The organism is Mesorhizobium calcicola (assembly GCF_042682105.1).
GTDB classification, from domain to species: Bacteria; Pseudomonadota; Alphaproteobacteria; order Rhizobiales; family Rhizobiaceae; genus Mesorhizobium; species Mesorhizobium calcicola.
On sequence record NZ_JBHUGY010000008.1, the window covers coordinates 171412 to 186446 of the forward strand.

General features: G+C 58.2%; 11 protein-coding genes and 4 pseudogenes. 10 read left to right on the top strand and 5 right to left on the bottom strand.

The window, feature by feature from the left end; genetic code table 11:
• Positions 1-37: 37 nt before the first annotated feature.
• The gene (locus tag ACFSQT_RS04310; RefSeq protein ID WP_095082092.1) at positions 38-955 is read right to left on the bottom strand and encodes a LysR family transcriptional regulator; all 918 of its coding nucleotides are present in this window, start codon (positions 953-955) and stop codon (positions 38-40) included.
• A 252-nt stretch (positions 956-1207) separates the two neighbouring features.
• On the opposite strand from ACFSQT_RS04310, the gene ACFSQT_RS04315 reads away from it, so the two are divergent.
• The 7 genes and pseudogenes from ACFSQT_RS04315 (at position 1208) to ACFSQT_RS04345 (ending at position 7021) form a co-directional block, all read left to right on the top strand.
• Positions 1208-1798 (top strand): NodA family N-acyltransferase, encoded by a 591-nt coding sequence (locus ACFSQT_RS04315; protein ID WP_095084247.1) that lies wholly within the window; start codon positions 1208-1210, stop codon positions 1796-1798.
• Positions 1795-2452, top strand: a pseudogene (nodB, locus tag ACFSQT_RS04320) (chitooligosaccharide deacetylase NodB). The gene ACFSQT_RS04315 and the pseudogene nodB overlap by 4 nt, the downstream one beginning before the upstream one ends.
• 13 nt (positions 2453-2465) lie before the next feature.
• Positions 2466-3821: a chitooligosaccharide synthase NodC gene (gene nodC, locus ACFSQT_RS04325; protein ID WP_095082096.1), complete on the top strand. Its 1356-nt coding sequence runs from the start codon at positions 2466-2468 to the stop codon at positions 3819-3821.
• Between the two features lie 92 nt (positions 3822-3913).
• Positions 3914-4828: a nodulation factor ABC transporter ATP-binding protein NodI gene (nodI, locus tag ACFSQT_RS04330; protein ID WP_095082098.1), complete on the top strand. Its 915-nt coding sequence runs from the start codon at positions 3914-3916 to the stop codon at positions 4826-4828.
• A 3-nt stretch (positions 4829-4831) separates the two neighbouring features.
• Positions 4832-5620 carry an ABC transporter permease gene (locus tag ACFSQT_RS04335; RefSeq protein WP_095084248.1) on the top strand — a complete coding sequence of 263 codons (789 nt, stop codon included), beginning with the start codon at positions 4832-4834 and terminating at the stop codon, positions 5618-5620.
• Between the two features lie 286 nt (positions 5621-5906).
• Complete coding sequence (locus ACFSQT_RS04340; RefSeq protein WP_095082100.1) at positions 5907-6653, top strand: sulfotransferase domain-containing protein; 747 nt, start codon at positions 5907-5909, stop codon at positions 6651-6653.
• A gap of 236 nt (positions 6654-6889) precedes the next feature.
• Entirely contained in the window at positions 6890-7021 is a 132-nt protein-coding gene (locus tag ACFSQT_RS04345) for a hypothetical protein (RefSeq protein ID WP_378921994.1), read from the top strand.
• Between the two features lie 70 nt (positions 7022-7091).
• On the opposite strand, the gene hemN is transcribed toward ACFSQT_RS04345, so the two are convergent.
• The 4 genes and pseudogenes from hemN to ACFSQT_RS04365 all read right to left on the bottom strand — a co-directional run bounded on the left by hemN (position 7092) and on the right by ACFSQT_RS04365 (position 11030).
• Positions 7092-8426: an oxygen-independent coproporphyrinogen III oxidase gene (hemN, locus tag ACFSQT_RS04350; RefSeq protein WP_095082102.1), complete on the bottom strand. Its 1335-nt coding sequence runs from the start codon at positions 8424-8426 to the stop codon at positions 7092-7094.
• 179 nt (positions 8427-8605) lie between these two features.
• A pseudogene (locus ACFSQT_RS04355) lies at positions 8606-8939 on the bottom strand (LLM class flavin-dependent oxidoreductase); the annotation flags it as partial.
• A 16-nt stretch (positions 8940-8955) separates the two neighbouring features.
• Positions 8956-9362, bottom strand: a pseudogene (locus tag ACFSQT_RS04360) (histidinol-phosphate aminotransferase); the annotation flags it as partial.
• Positions 9363-10269: 907 nt separating this feature from the next.
• Positions 10270-11030 (bottom strand): IS5 family transposase gene (locus ACFSQT_RS04365; protein ID WP_378925984.1). Its coding sequence is split into 2 segments (ribosomal slippage): positions 10270-10691 and positions 10691-11030, totalling 762 coding nucleotides; the frame shifts between segments, so codons are not numbered across the junction.
• 224 nt (positions 11031-11254) lie between these two features.
• Between ACFSQT_RS04365 and ACFSQT_RS04370 the strand changes: the two genes are divergently transcribed.
• From ACFSQT_RS04370 to ACFSQT_RS04380, 3 genes and pseudogenes are all read left to right on the top strand, one after another.
• Positions 11255-12682: a dicarboxylate/amino acid:cation symporter gene (locus ACFSQT_RS04370; RefSeq protein WP_095082104.1), complete on the top strand. Its 1428-nt coding sequence runs from the start codon at positions 11255-11257 to the stop codon at positions 12680-12682.
• A gap of 246 nt (positions 12683-12928) precedes the next feature.
• The gene (locus tag ACFSQT_RS04375; RefSeq protein ID WP_095084249.1) at positions 12929-13960 is read left to right on the top strand and encodes a LacI family DNA-binding transcriptional regulator; all 1032 of its coding nucleotides are present in this window, start codon (positions 12929-12931) and stop codon (positions 13958-13960) included.
• Between the two features lie 486 nt (positions 13961-14446).
• A pseudogene (locus ACFSQT_RS04380) lies at positions 14447-14981 on the top strand (carbonic anhydrase family protein); the annotation flags it as partial.
• Positions 14982-15035 lie beyond the last annotated feature (54 nt).

Genomic DNA, 15035 nt, shown 5'->3' on the forward strand with positions numbered 1-15035 from the left:
CTCAGTAGACCCAGGAACTCTGCGACCTCCCGTGATCTCACGTTGGAGTAGCCATCCGGGACGCCTGCTGCACCATCATCTCCCGCATCCAGATGCTTGCCGGATCACTGTTGTGAAAGGCGGGCCATTGGACGGTCTCGGTGAATGTGGGAAGCGGCAGCGGGAGTTCAATGATCTTCAGGGGGAACGTTTTTTCGAAATGCTTAACCAGCCGTAACGGCATGGTCGCTACACGATCTGTGCCTGACACCATGGGCGGAATCATGCTGAAGCCCTGCACGGCGACCTCGACACGTCTCTTAAGACCATGCTCAAGGAAAAACCATTCGTCGATAGAGGGCCTCAGCGCGCGCCCGAACCTGACCGCAACGTGCCTCATCGACAAATATCTCTCGAGTGTAACCTGCCGTGGTAGCTGTTTGTTCGTAGGGCAGCCCACGCACACGAGCCTCTCGTCGAACAACGCCACTCTTGAATGCGCGCTCGACGTGTACAAATCCGGAAGAATTACAAAATCGATGTCACTGCGCCGGAGAAGCTCATCCGGCTCGTCGTCGACATGCAGCAATTCGAAGCTGACGGAGGGTGCTTCCCGGGCAACACGCTCCACGACCTTCCCAAAAAATACTAGTGTGATGAAATCGGAAAGAATGATCCTGAAGCGCCGATCGGATTGAGCTGGGATAAACGGGTCCTGGGAAATAATCGAGCGCTGGATTTGCAGGAGTGCGTCACGGACTGCGGGGGCGAGCGCTTGCGCACGCGGTGTCAAAATACGTACGCGGCCGCTCAGGATAAATAGGTCATCATGGAAATAATCGCGCAGCCGGGCGACGGCCGCACTCATCGCCGGCTGACTTAGGTTGATGCGGCGTGCCGCCTCCGTGAGCTTGCGTTCGGTCAGCAGCGCGTCAAGCACCACGAGCAGATTCAGATCAAGACCCTTGAAACGCATGTCTTAAGCCATCCAAAGCGTGTATGCGCTTCATCTAAACAAACGATTGTACCGATTTTGCAGAACCTTGCATAGGGTATCCAAGGATGGAAGCCCTAAACCTTCTGATGTGGGCGGAACATCAAGCGCGTCGCATGTCCATTGCGACCAGATTTGTCGGTGATCTGCGCAAGCTACGTCGCGGCGGCTCGGCGCGACAAGCTAATTGCGTGGGCGCTTAGCTCGAGAAACCGTAACCAAGATGAGGCTTCCATGCGCTCACAGCTACGATGGAGGTTGTGCTGGGAAAATGAGTTGCAACTGGCCGACCACATCGAACTCGCCGACTTCTTCCGAAAGACTTATGGACCGACTGGGGCCTTCAATGCGAAGCCATTTGCAGGCAATCGGAGTTGGGCCGGAGCAAGACCCGAGTTGCGTGCAATCGGCTATGACTCGGGCGGTGTAGCGGCTCATATGGGCTTACTACGCCGCTTCATTAAGGTTGGCGAAGTCGATCAACTGGTGGGCGAACTCGGATTGTACGGGGTGCGTCCGGATCTTGAAGGACTCGGAATCAGCCTTTCGTTCCGAGTCGTCTATCCAGTGCTGCAGGAGCTTGGCGTTCCATTCGCTTTCGGCACGGTTCGGCACGCGCTGCGAAACCATATTGTAAGATTCTTCAGAGACGACTTGGCGACCATTGTGTCGGGCGTTCGCGTACGGTCGACCCAAGCAGAGGTATATCCCGACCTCCCGCCGACGCGCCTTGAGGACGTGCTCGTTGTGGTCTTACCGGTTACGCGGCCGATGAGCGATTGGCCGACGGGTGCAATAATTGACAGGAACGGGCCAGAGCTATGAACCCCAACTATCTGTCCGAAGTGCCGTTTGAGTTCGCCGACCGCGTTAGCGATCGCAGCGTTTATTTGACGTTTGATGACGGTGCTAACCTACTTTTCACACCGCAGATCCTCGACGTGCTGGCGCAACATCGGGTGCCGGCGACTTTCTTCGTCATCGGTGCCTACGCCGCAGAGCAGCCGGAACTGATCCAACGAATGATCGCAGAGGGGCATGAGGTAGGCAATCACACGATGACCCATACGGATCTGTCCCGATGCGGATTCGAGGAAGTACAACGTGAGATATTTGACGCGAACCTGGCCATCATGATGGCGTGCCCGCAGGCCTCGGTGCGCTACTTTCGCGCGCCATACGGGGCCTGGAGCCAAGAGGTGATCACTGCCTCGGAGATCGCTGGGCTGACCCCCCCTTCATTGGTCGGTTGACCCACGAGACTGGTCTCGCCCCGGCGTCGATGCAATCGTCGATGCAGTGCTCACCTCAGTCCGTCCTGGCGCAATAGTGCTCTTGCACGACGGGTGCCCTCCCGACGAGCTGACTCTTGGCGCTTACGCCTATCTGCGTGACCAGACCACAACGGCGCTGTCCCGTTTGATTCCGGCGTTACACGACCGCGGATATGAAATTCGCTCCCTTCCACAACATCACTGATCAATGAGATCCTATGGACCTGCTAGCTCCAGTCAGTACCTTCGTCGTGTCTTTTTATGCGCTGTTCTCGGCCGCATATGAAGGCTTGCAGGCGGTTTATGCCCTGCGGACAAACGGTTCGTCAGCATCGGACGAACTGGTCGGCCCCGACCCTTGGCCGAGCGTAGATGTCATCGTACCCTGCTACAACGAGGACCCGCGCACGCTCTCGGCATGCCTAGCTTCCATCGCAAGCCAACAATACGCCGGAAAACTGCAAGTTTATGTGGTTGATGATGGTTCTACAAATTGCGACGCCGTCGTACCTGTACACGATACCTATGCGCGCGACCCGAGATTCAACTTCATTCTTCTTCCCAAAAATGTCGGAAAGCGCAAGGCCCAGATTGCGGCGATACGCCGCTCATCAGGAGACTTGGTGCTCAACATCGACTCGGACACGACAATCGCATCCGACGTCATCACCAAGCTTGCACGAAAGATGCGAAATCCAGTGATCGGGGCGGCCATGGGGCAGTTGACGGCCAGCAACCGGATGGACACTTGGTTGACCCGATTGATCGATATGGAGTATTGGCTGGCTTGCAACACGGAACGCGCCGCACAGGCTCGCTTCGGTGCGGTTATGTGTTGCTGCGGCCCATGTGCTATGTACCGCCGCTCCGCGCTCGTTTCCCTGTTGGATCAGTACGAGACGCAACTGTTTCGAGGGAAGCCGAGCGACTTCGGTGAGGATCGTCATCTAACGATCCTCATGTTGAAAGCAGGCTTTCAAACCGAATACGTTTCGGACGCCATCGCCGCAACAGTCGTTCCGGACAGGCTGGTGCCGTATTTGCGCCAACAACTCCGCTGGGCGCGGAGCACTTTTCGAGACACGCTGCTAGGGCTGCCCCTCCTGCCCAGCCTCAATGGCTACCTCACGTTAGACGTGGTCGGACAGAATCTAGGTCCGCTATTGCTCGCCGTTTCAGTACTAACAGGGATCGCGCAGCTCTCACTCACGGGCCAAATGCCGTGGTGGACGGTCCTGGTGATCGCATCGATGACATTGATTCGCTGCAGCGTGGCAGCGTTACGTGCACGTGAATTGCGATTTTTCGGCTTTGCTCTTCACACATTCATCCAAATCTTTCTGATAATTCCGGTGAAAATCTACGCGCTGTGTACGTTGAGCAATAGTGATTGGTTGTCACGCAAAATTGGCACTGTGCAAAACAGGAGAAACAGGCAATTCATCGTGCAAATCACGATTGCTGTATCAAAGACTACAGCACGTCTCGCAATTACTGGGTCAACTGACAGGGAAGATCCTTCGCAATGCTCTGCGGGGCTGGCGACGTGTGGCGGCATTTGCCGCGACGAGTAAGACTAGAAGCTCTGACCCCAGACGAGCCGAGCTTCTCATCGAGCATGCGGAGCTCACAGGCCGAATAGCTTTTCGAAGGCTGACGTAAGCGCATGTCTAAATTTGCAATGGAACTCACCGGGGTAAAGAAGTCGTACGGCGACAAAATCGTTGTCGACGGGCTGTCGTTCACCGTTGCACCGGGAGAGTGCTTCGGCCTTCTGGGACCGAATGGCGCGGGCAAAAGCACGATCGCGCGTATGGTCCTCGGCATGATATCGCCAGACGCGGGCAAGATCACGGTTCTTGGTGAACCTGTGCCGTCACGCGCTCGCTGGGCCCGCATGCGCGTCGGCGTGGTCCCTCAATTCGACAACCTTGATCTCGAGTTTACAGCGCGCGAGAACCTGCTGGTCTTCGGACGCTATTTTGGCAAGAGCGCTCGCGAGCTTGAAGCGGTGATCCCATCGCTCCTCGAGTTTGCCCGCCTTGAGAGCAAGGCGAATGCACGTGTGGCCGAGCTATCCGGCGGTATGAAGCGGCGCCTAACGCTGGCACGTGCGTTGATCAACGACCCGCAGCTGCTCGTATTGGATGAGCCGACCACCGGCTTGGACCCGCACGCGCGCCACCTGATCTGGGAGCGCCTGCGTATCCTGCTGGCGCGCGGCAAGACGATTATTTTAACGACCCACTTCATGGAGGAGGCTGAGCGGCTTTGCGATCGGTTGTGCGTACTCGAGCATGGACGCAATATCGCCGAGGGCAGCCCTCACGCCCTGATCGATAAGCATATCGGGTGCCATGTGATCGAGATCTTCGGTGGCAATCCGCGGGAGTTGAGTTCGCTGATCAGGCCTTACGTTCAGCACATCGAGATGAGCGGCGAAACACTCTATTGCTATGCGCCCGATCCGGAACAGGTGCGGGTGCAGCTACGCGAGCGCGCTGGTCTGCGGCTTCTGCAGCGTCCCCCTAATCTGGAGGACGTTTTCTTGCGGCTGACCGGGCGCGAGATGGAGAAGTGAATGATGGACGAAGGTTTTGCGGCGGCTCTACCCGCCAACGCGTGGAATTGGCTTGCCGTGTGGCGCCGCAATTATCTGGCATGGAAGAAGGTGGCATTTGCGTCAATTCTCGGCAACCTAGCCGATCCGATGATCTACTTTTTCGGACTAGGCTCTGGCCTCGGAATAATGGTCGGTCGCGTTGAAGGTACCTCGTACAGTGCTTTCCTGGCAGCCGGGATGATCGCGGCAAGCGCGATGACCGCTTCGACCTTCGAAACAATTTACGCGGCTTTCGCTCGCATGCGCGACCGGCGCATTTGGGAAGCGATCTTGTACACCCAGCTCACCCTCGGCGACATCATTCTCGGTGAGTTGGCGTGGGCAGCCACCAGGGCCTTCCTGGCCGGTACGGCAATTACAATTATTGCCGCCATGCTGGGCTATGCGGCTTGGCCGTCCGTGCTCTATACGCTGCCGGTCATCGCCCTCACTGGCCTAACCTTTGCGAGTTTGGCGATGGTCGTCACCGCCCTTGCGCCGAGCTACGACTATTTCGTGTTTTACCAGACGCTCGTGATCACGCCCATGCTGTTCCTGTCCGGCGCTGTCTTCCCAATCAACCAACTGCCTGGCGCCTTTCAGCAGGTAACACGCTTCTTGCCGCTGGCACATTCGATCGACCTCATTCGTCCGGCAATGCTCGGTCGCCCGGTTGTTGATGTCGGCGTGCATATCGGCGCTCTTTGCATTTACGCAGTAGTAGCATTCTTCTTGTCGTCTGCATTGCTTCGCCGACGTCTGCTGCGTTGATACTGCTTGCGACTTAAAGAAGGAGACACGGGTGCAGCATCGCTACAGCCTGGAGGTAAGCGTGCTCGGATTGGAAGAAGTGGCGCGAGCGGATATCGAAGGCCGAGGCGCCGGCGCAACTGACGCACAACACCACCAGCGAAGATGTCACCTGTTATAGAAGGTCCGGATGGAATCGGAGCAGGTGCTGAGCGCTACGGAGCAAAGCCACCCCCCAGTTTGAAGAGCCGGCGGTGCCAGGATTCTTTGCTGGATCCTTCGCAAATGTTAATCGGAAACGCACTCAATGACCCATCTCCGCACTTCTCCTGAGCCATTTGCAATCCTGGCGATGCCAAGGAGTGGCACGCACTACCTGGAAGAATTGCTAAACGAGCATCCGAATGTGTTAAGCAACGGTGAGTTGCTCAATACATATGATACGAATTGGCCCGATAAGGATCGCCTGCTACGCAGCGATCGCGAACTCCTGGAGCAGGCCTTCTTGCACTACCCGACGAGAAGCGACAAGAAGGTGACGCATGTTGGCTGCAAGATCAACGAACCTCAGTTTTACGAGCGTCCGGGCTTTTTTGGACAACTGGCCCGTTGGGAGGGCCTCAAGGTCATCCTTTTAATTCGCAGAAACACATTGGAATCGCTGAGATCGCTAGTGCAGGCAAGACAAACTCGCCAGTGGCTTAAGTTCAGTTCGGACAAGAATACCGCTCCACCGTCACCCGTGACATTGTCACTCGCCGCCTGTGAGGCCTACTTCAAAGCTGCCGATGATTTCCACGCTCGGGTCGTGAGCGCCTTCGGGTTAACTAACATGCTCGGAATCGAGTATGAGTGGCTTCTTCGCGATCCCGGCGCTTGCGTGGCAACTGTCTTGGATTTCCTTGGCGTTCCAGCGCTTCAGCTCCCTGGTAGCGGCGTCCTTGAGCGCCAAGAAACGCGCCCGTTGCACGAAACGGTATGGAATTTTGATGAGTTGCGGGCACACTTCGCACATGGTCCTTATGCGAAATTCTTTGAGCTCGGTGCCGCCTGACTGGCTCCTCGCAGCCACTGGCGCGCTTACTCCCAGCGTCACATTGCATGCTTGTTGACGTAGCATTCCTTTTGCGGGAAGAGGCGCTCCGCTCTATTGTGTCAGCGCTTCAAGGCATTTGTCGGCCCGGTCCCAGTCTGCTTGTAGTCACCTCGAGGTCCATGTCAGCGCGGTCGAAACAGTTGACCAAGACGACGCCGGCATCGATGTGACGGGTAAAGGCGTGGGCGTTCCCGATGTCGCGCATCCAGATGGATGCCGAGCGCGACGGTTTTGTCGCGAAGCAAGGCTTTCGTCCTGATCTTGACGCCGAATTCGGTCACTCCACCAGGACCGGCGTCGCCATGTTGCCCAAGGCTTTGTTGTGATTTACCGGAGCATTGCCGTTTAGCGGCGAGCGGTCATCCCTTTGGCCTCCCTCACGCTGCCTGGCTGGGCTTACGGGGCAACCCGGTCGAGAAAGACATCGAATGCGGCAGCAACAGCGCGAATCACAAAGCGATGCTCCTGCCGCACGCGGATGAAACCCTTTTCGATGTCCACTATCCCGTCCTCGGCCAGCATCGCCAAGCGTTCAGCTGAATCGAGAAAGCGGCTCGGATCAGATCTATGGGCGGCGCAGATTGCCGGCACATCGGCCTCGAGATCGCTCATCAGCCGCTCGATGATTGCGGCTCGCACGCGGTCTTCGTCGGTGAGGCGGTAGCCCTTTGACGTCGCCAGATGCCCAGCTGCGATGTGCCTGGTGTAGGAATCCCGTGTAACCTCGTTCTGGACGTACCCCTCGCCGACACGGCCGATAGCCGACGCGCCGAACCCGATCAGGGTTTTGCAGGTGTCGGCCGAATAGCCCAGCGAGTTACGCCGCAGGCGACCGGTTTTTTGTGCCAGCGCGAGTTCGTCGTCCGGCAAGGCGAAATGATCGAGCCCGATCTCTCGGTAGCCTGCGGCAACCAGCGTCTCGGCTACGGCCGCAGCATGTTCGGCGCGAGCAGCGCTGTCCGGCAGCGCTGCCTCGTCGATCAGGCGCTGATTCTTTATAAGGGACGGAATGTGCGCGTAGCCGAACACCGCAAGCCGGCTGGGGCGCATGGCGATCGCCGCCGTCGCGGTTTCGATGCAGGACCGCACCGTCTGATGCGGGAGGCCCAAGATGAGGTCGAAATTGATGCGGCTTACTCCATGTCGACGCAGCATTTCGACGGCAGCGGCCGTTTGCGCCTCACTCTGGACCCGGTTGATCTCTTTTTGAACAATGGGGTCGAAGGTCTGCACGCCGAGGCTCGCCCGGTTCACGCCGGCTGCTCCTAAGGCTTCGGCCATCTCGGCCGTGAACGTTCGTGGGTCGATCTCGACGGCGACCATAGCCGTTTTCCTCAACGCGAAACCGCGGCCCAGGAGTTCCATCATGGCCAAGAACTCCGCTGGCCCAATGAGGGTCGGCGTTCCACCGCCGAAATGCACGTCGCTCACGGGCAGCGGTTGCGGCACTTGCTCCAAGACCAACCGGATCTCGTCACGCAGCACCGCGAGATACTTGATGATCGGGGCATCCTGCCGGGTGATGGTGGTAGGGAAGCCGCAATACCAGCACAACGATCGGCAGAACGGAATGTGGAGATAGAGTGACACCGATTCCTCGGCCGGCAGGTCCCTCAGCCATTCCTTGTATGACTCGGCACCGACCGCCTCGGAGAACTCCGGCACAGTCGGATAGATGGTGTACCAAGGCAGGCGGGCCTTGTGATATTTTGTCAGGATCGAGGTCCGCAACGGTTTACCGTCCTATGCCGATAACTGTCATTCTTACCGCTGCGGCTCTCCTGTGTCTTTGCGCTAAGTCAAATCCGTTCCGCTTTCGCCGCGAAACCGGCGTTTCGGCAACCTGCAAGCTCGCGCAACCCAGGTAGAAGCTAATACCGGGAGCGACCAATCGGACAGCGAATTCATGGTCAGCCAACTCGTGTCGTAATTTCGGATTGAATCGTCATTGCGGTGTATAGGGAAGCATCTAGCGGCAGATTCCCAAATGCCCGTTGACAAAGAAGCTAGTTGGAACCTGCCTCTTCCAACTGATCAAGCAGAGTCTTTCGCATAGACGGCCGATCCTACTACGCACAATTCACTCCCGATTGCTGCATCGAAGGTCAGCGGCAAGTTTGGCGGAGTCGCGATGGCATTAAGGTCGTGAACGAATCTAAAACTCCTGAGCCATCATTCGTAAGCAGGTGCGGCGAGCGAATACGCATCTGCTTCAGAACGCCCAATGACGACCATTCGGAGTAACAAGAAATGGCGCTTTAGCTTCGCTCGATCCAATTTCGAGAAATTGAGCACCTTGCATCATGTCAAGTTTGCAGTTGAACGAAAAAACTGGCGACATCCTCGCCACCCTATCGCCCGGGGGCAAGGAAAGCTCTATAAATGAGCCCGAGGAGTTCAGACGATCCGTTACCTGCGATCACCTGATCCTTGGAGACGCCGTAGGCATTGGAGGCCGCCTCCCTCAAGCTGATGTTGCCGTCTTCTGGATACAGTTATTGGCGTTCGATGGCTGCAACCGCACTTTCCATTATGCGTGCCGGCAATGGAAATGGGTTCTCATTTGTGTTTTAGTTTGACGCAACCTAAATCCGGTGCTGGTCCGTTGGACGGCAGAGCTTCTAATTGTCTCGTCACTTGCAAAAGGGACGGAAGAACACTTTGCAGTTTTGCATCGCCTTAACACCTTGGTCAGGGCCCGACCGCCGTGAGGTCGGTCGGGCTGTCCTCGATCGGATGGACTGTACGTCGCGGCCGATCGGGCCCTGGTCACGGTCAAGCGCGAGAAACGGCCTGACGTATCACGTCGCAGACATTGCCGTTCCAATTCCATCTGCCGGGAAATTTCTGATGGAATGCTATCATAGACGGCTGGTTTCCTTTCACAAATGAAAGAGAGTTCGATTGACTCTCCTCCCTCATTCCGGTCTCCTAAATCAACGGGTGGTTGTTGGGCGGCAGAAGCCAGACAGCCAAGAACGACGGCCGCGCGTCATGGAAGGAAGGTCTGCCCAGCGCCTCCGCGGTCCCCGGCACGCGCTGACGGCCGAGCGCATACGCCTATTGAAGTAATGGCGGAACAGGTTATCGCTGCCGACGAGACTGGTGGGCTCACTGGCGTTGCTTGCGGCAACCGCCATTCCCCTCGTCATTGATGACGGAGAAGATACAGCAGGCGGTTTCGCGTGCGACGGCACGAAGTCGTCGAGCGCGGCGTCCTTGGGAGCGCGACGACTGCGAAGCCTCTTTTGAACCGCACCATCGCGGGTCGGGAACCAGCGGTCTCTGCTTCTCGACGTCCTATTTCAAAGTGTCGATTGCAGCGCGAGCGCGGCAAGGACACGGTCGCGTAAGGAATACGCCCTTTGCTGGTGCCAACGATGCGGCTCGTCGCAAAGACGACAAAAGCGAGGGGCGAGCAAAACCGCAAGCCCAAGAGGTCGACCGACGGCCGATCTGCCAGGGAACAAAAAGACCTGCTTGAAGGCGCGCCCTTATCAATCTTATGCATTCTTCAGACCGACCGTTGGCGAATCTTCGTGCGAGATTCCGCTAGGACGTAGTGACGATTTAACTATCTGAGCCAAATGGCGATCGCTGCGAGTTTGACGAAACCCATGAAGTTTGCGAGCAGCTTGTCGTAACGGGTTGCGACGCGCCTGAACTGCTTGAGCTTGTTGAAGAAGCGCTCGATGCGGTTGCGCTCCTTGTAGAGATCGCGGTCGTATGGCCGCTGGGCCTTGCGGTTGCGCTTGGGCGGGATGACGACCTCTGCGCCCTGTTCAGTGATCCTGTCAACGAGGTGATCGGCGTCGTATCCCTTGTCGGCGATGGCGGCATCGGCGTCGATACCGTCGATCAGGTCGTGGGCCAAGGCGATGTCGTTGCGCTGGCCGGGGGTGCCGATCAGGCGGATGGGAAGGCCGAGCGCCTCGGTGGCGGCGTGGATCTTGGTACTCAGGCCGCCGCGAGACCGACCCAGGCCCTGGGCATCCGCCCCCCTTTGACCTTGCGTGCCCCGGCGGCATGCTGGTGCGCTCGCACGATCGTGCTGTCGATCATCAGCCATTCGAGGTCGGCTTCGCGGGCGAGCATTTCCAGCATATCGTCCAGCACACCCATCCCGATCCAACGATAATAGCGCCGCTTCACCGAGCGGTAATCGCCAAGCCGCTCCGGCAGGTCGCGCCAACGGCCACCCGAACGCGCCATCCACAACAGCGCGTCGAGGAACTTCCGATTATCTGTACGCGGGCCGCGCTTGCCTTTCGTGCCGCCGGGCACAAAACCCTTGATCCGGTCCCACTGGTCGTCCCCAAGCGCATCGCAATCCATCGCCGATCTCCAAAAATCAGCGTTGAATCTGATTTGCCAATCCTTGGGAATCCCAAACCCTTAAATCGTCACTACGTCCTAGGGGTGAAGGCAGACAGTGCGATTATCCGCACAAGGCCGCTTGCGCGGCGTGACAAAAGCTCGGGAGAGGACGTTGTGACACAGGTCTTCCATTTGGCACGGCACTTGCGGCGAGATGGCAGCAGCGTTCGACCGGCGCCGCGATGGGAGAAGCCTGTGAAGGGCATGAACAGCCCGCCCCAATCCGGTCAGGGAGAGAAACAGTGTCAGCCCCACAAGTCCCCAGCGCGAGTCCCGCGCCCCGCAAACCCTTCTATGCCAGGCTTTACGCGCAGGTGCTTGCTGCCATCATCCTCGGCGTCGCAATTGGCCATTTCTATCCGGAACTCGGCGAGAGCCTGAAGCCGCTCGGCGATGCCTTCATCAAGCTCGTCAAGATGATCATCGCCCCTGTCATCTTCCTGACAATTGCGACCGGCATCGCCGGCATGAACGATCTCCAGCAGGTCGGCCGCGTTGTCGGCAAGGCGATGGTCTATTTCCTCACCTTTTCGACGCTCGCATTGATCGTCGGCCTTATCGTCGCCAATGTCGTTCAGCCTGGCGCCGGCCTCAACATCGATCCGGCCTCGCTCGATGTCCAGGCCGTGAATACCTATACCGCAAAAGCCCACGAGCAGTCCGTGACCGACTTCCTGATGAATATCATCCCGTCAACGATCGTCGGTGCCTTCACGGACGGCGACATCCTGCAGGTCCTGTTCTTCTCGGTTCTGTTCGGCATTGCTCTGGCGATGGCCGGAGAGACGGCCACGCCGGTCACTTGCTTTTTCCAGGCGCTGATCGCGCCCGTCTTCAAGCTGGTCGGCATTCTGATGAAGGCTGCGCCGATCGGCGCTTTCGGCGCCATGGCCTTCACGGTCGGCAAATATGGCGTCGGTTCGGTCGTGAACCTGGCGATGCTGGTCGGGACGTTCTATTTCACCGCCTTCCTCTTCGTGTTCGGGGTTCTCGGCGCGGTCTGCCGTTACAACGGCTTTTCGATCTTTTCTCTCATCCGCTACATCAAGGAAGAGCTGCTGCTTGTCCTGGGAACATCCTCCTCGGAGGCCGCGCTGCCCTCGCTCATTGAAAAGATGGAAAAGGCTGGCGCCAAGCGCTCCGTGGTTGGTCTGGTCATCCCGGCCGGATATTCCTTCAATCTGGACGGCACCAACATCTACATGACGCTTGCGGCCCTTTTCATCGCGCAGGCGACGAATACGGATCTCTCGATCGGCGATCAGGTCCTCCTGCTGCTCGTCGCGATGCTCTCCTCGAAGGGTGCTGCAGGTGTCACCGGCGCGGGCTTCATCACGCTAGCCGCTACGCTCTCCGTAGTACCGAGTGTTCCCGTTGCCGGCATGGCTCTGATCCTTGGCGTCGACCGCTTCATGTCCGAATGCCGGGCGCTCACGAATTTCGTCGGTAACGCAGTGGCATCGCTCGTCGTGGCCCGCTGGGAAGGCGAATTGGACCAAGTGCAGTTGCAAGCCGCCTTCCGCGGTCACCAGATTGTCGAGACATTAAACCGGCCAACCGATCAAACGCCCATCGACCTGTTAGGTCGTCGCACTCGTCACAAGAAATAAACATCGAACCGCAGGCTCCAAACGGCGCTTCGCGAGCTCATGGAATCAGAGCGCTAATGCGGTGAGCGCAAAATTATGAGTGCCACAAGCAAACGAATCGTATGTTGATAGGCGCCCGGCTACGCTTGCAGTCCTGTTTGTCGATCACGGAGCATGCGCACGCCTTCATTTTTGCCGCCCGTGATCGTGGCCGAGGCGCGCTGGTCGATAGAGAGCCAACGGCATAAAACAAATCAGAATTGGAACATGGCCAAGCGTCCCACAATTGCCGATCTTGCCCGCGAAGCCGGGGTCAGCGTCGCAACAGTCGATCGGGTGCTGAACGCCCGCCATCCCGTGCGAGAGGAAACCGCGCGGCGGGTCCACGAGGCCGCCCGCGCCATCGGCTATCATGCTGCCGGTCTCATCAAGCAACGCCTGCAGCGGGACTTGCCGCACTATCGGCTGGGCTTCATCTTGAGAAAACCCGCCCAGAAATTCTACCAAGACCTCGCGCGCGAGCTCGAAGCCTCGGTCAGCACGGCCCAGTCCTTCCATGGTATTCCGCTCATCGAATTCGCGCCGTCACATGTGCCGGGCGACCTGGTCGCGCTCCTCAAGGATTTGGGCGCACGCTGCCACGCCATCGCCATGGTGGCGCCGGACCACCCGAAGATTACGGCTGCGGTCGAGGAGCTCAAGGCAAAAGGCATTCCGGTTTTCTCACTGCTTTCCGATTTCGCCACCGGCGTGCGCCAGGGCTATATCGGCCTCAACAACCGTAAGGTGGGGCGGACGGCCGCTTGGATGTTTTCCCGGGTCGCAAAACGGCCCGGTAAGGTGGCGGTGTTTGTCGGCAGCCATCGTTTCCAGGGGCACGAGCTCCGCGATGTTGGCTTTCGCTCCTATTTCCGTGAGAACGCGCCGACATTCGAGGTGCTCGATACGTTCATGAACCTCGAGAAACGGCAGATCACCTACGAAGCAACGCTGGATCTCATGCAGAGGGAACCTGAACTCGCCGGCTTCTATCTGGCCGGCGGGGGCATGGAGGGCGCCATCTCCGCGCTTCGTGAAGAGGGCCAAGGTCAGGATCTCGTGGCGATCGTGAATGAAATCACGCCGGAGTCACGGGCGGCGCTCGCAGATAACATCATCACGATGGCGGTCGCCACGCCACTTAGCCGGCTTTGCCAGGAGCTGATGACATTGGTAGTCCGGGCCATCGAGACCGGCACCGCGGAGACACCGGGGCAGACATTTCTGCCGTTCGACATCTATCTGCGGGAAAATATATGACCTGATGGAATTCTATCATCTGAGCTTCCTTTCACAAATGAAAGAAAGGTCGATTGACTATCCTCATTGCGGTCTCGTGAACCAACGGGCGGTTGGGGCGCGGCACAAGCCCAGACAGCCGACAACGGCGGCCGCGCGTTATGGAAAGGAAGGCCGAGCCATGCGCCAGGCATCGCCCTGCCCTGCACCCGATCACATGGCGGCGCATTTTTCACACAGCAGATTCTCGAAATCTCGCGGATGTGGTCTGGACAAAGTGTGCCGCTGCGTAAAGTCCGTTGCAAGTTCGATATCACGCCGGATCGCGTGATCGCCGAGGTGAACGCCTTAATGGATCATTGTAAAAAGGTCCGGGACAAACTTATCGTCGCCAGCGCTCACGACAATCACGATAGCCCAGTTCTGGGTCGCTGATGCATGTGTCAAACTCGCAACCTCGCAGCCTCAATTAGAAAAACACCAGTTCGCACCAAGGAGCGAAAGCATATGGACCGTCGTAGTCTGATCAAAGGGTTCGGCGCATGCCCGATTTGCGCTCAGGCCGCGGATGCGGCGAGCACCCATTGGGGATATGCTGGCCCGGTCGGACCCGAGTACTGGGCCGATCTGGATATGAAAAATTTCGTCTGCTCGGCGGGCACGCAGCAATCACCGATCGATATCAACAGCGCGGTCAAGGCGGATATTCCGCACATCTCTATTGGTTGGCACAAGGGCGGCGGCAAGATGGTGAGGCGCGACAAATGCCGGCTTTGCCGGCCTTGCCGAAGCTTTTCCCATGCGGCTAGGCGAGGAGATGGCGGTCGACGAGGTCGATCCCAACGGGCTTCTGCCGGCCTCGCTTGGCTACTGGACCTATGAGGGATCATTGACGACGACGCCCTGCACCGAAAACGTCGAGTGGATGGTGGCGATGGAACCGGTCCAGGTCGGCGCTGCAGATATCAAGCGATTTACCTCACTCTACCCGTCGAATGCGCGGCCGATCCATTCACCCAATCGGCGCTTTATCCTGGGCCTCTACCCCATGACTCTTGGTATAAGGTGGCCCGCGACGGTTCCGAACCGTCCGGCG

What these genes read in the sequence shown, in the direction of transcription:
- ACFSQT_RS04315 (WP_095084247.1), top strand. Translation starts at nt 1,208, where the DNA reads ATGCGCTCACAGCTACGATGGAGGTTGTGCTGGGAAAATGAGTTGCAA.
- ACFSQT_RS04335 (WP_095084248.1), top strand. Translation starts at nt 4,832, where the DNA reads ATGGACGAAGGTTTTGCGGCGGCTCTACCCGCCAACGCGTGGAATTGG.
- ACFSQT_RS04370 (WP_095082104.1), top strand. Translation starts at nt 11,255, where the DNA reads ATGGGAGAAGCCTGTGAAGGGCATGAACAGCCCGCCCCAATCCGGTCA.
- ACFSQT_RS04310 (WP_095082092.1), bottom strand. Translation starts at nt 955, where the DNA reads ATGCGTTTCAAGGGTCTTGATCTGAATCTGCTCGTGGTGCTTGACGCG.
- nodI (WP_095082098.1), top strand. Translation starts at nt 3,914, where the DNA reads ATGTCTAAATTTGCAATGGAACTCACCGGGGTAAAGAAGTCGTACGGC.
- ACFSQT_RS04340 (WP_095082100.1), top strand. Translation starts at nt 5,907, where the DNA reads ATGACCCATCTCCGCACTTCTCCTGAGCCATTTGCAATCCTGGCGATG.
- nodC (WP_095082096.1), top strand. Translation starts at nt 2,466, where the DNA reads ATGGACCTGCTAGCTCCAGTCAGTACCTTCGTCGTGTCTTTTTATGCG.
- ACFSQT_RS04345 (WP_378921994.1), top strand. Translation starts at nt 6,890, where the DNA reads ATGTCGCGCATCCAGATGGATGCCGAGCGCGACGGTTTTGTCGCGAAG.
- ACFSQT_RS04375 (WP_095084249.1), top strand. Translation starts at nt 12,929, where the DNA reads ATGGCCAAGCGTCCCACAATTGCCGATCTTGCCCGCGAAGCCGGGGTC.